Annotated in this window: 1 pseudogene; it reads right to left on the bottom strand. The window is 55.7% G+C overall.

Going from position 1 to position 517, the window contains the following annotated elements:
• Positions 1–517: pseudogene (locus INT22_RS20765) on the bottom strand (Bcr/CflA family drug resistance efflux transporter); the annotation flags it as partial.

The raw sequence follows: 517 nt of genomic DNA, 5'->3' as shown, positions 1-517 counted from the left end.
GCATCAGGTACGCTACCGAGCCACAGGCAGCCATGGCCAGGATGACCGCTTCAAGCGTATGCGGCAACATGGCAGACAGTGCGCTCAGCAGCCCGGCAACACCGAACTGGGCCGCACCCAGAAGCGCTGCAGCCGTTCCGCCACTGGTGGGAAAGTACTCCAAAAAGCAGGCCTGAATATTCGGCGAGATCGCCCCTACCGCACCGATGGTCAGCATCATGGCGGGCAAGAAAGCGTACAGCGGCCACTCCATAAAAGCCGCCATCACCAACAACAGTATGCCAACACCCTGACAGCCCGTTGCCAGCTGCAGGATACGCAGTGACGATAGCCTGGAAAGCAACACGCGATTGAGAATATTGAAGATAAGCATCGCGACAATATTCGCCGCAAACAGCATCGAAAAGCTTGAAGGCGACTGGCCGAAATGCCCCTGATAGATAAATGATGCATAGGTGATAAACATCATCAGAGTAGAAAATGAGGCAGCCTGCCAAACGATGAACGGCAGGGCCGG

The sequence above is a fragment of the Halomonas sp. 3D7M genome, from assembly GCF_014897885.1.
Taxonomy (GTDB): Bacteria; Pseudomonadota; Gammaproteobacteria; order Pseudomonadales; family Halomonadaceae; genus Vreelandella.
Note: the sequence above shows the minus strand (reverse complement) of the source record. Positions and strands in the feature narration are given on the sequence as shown.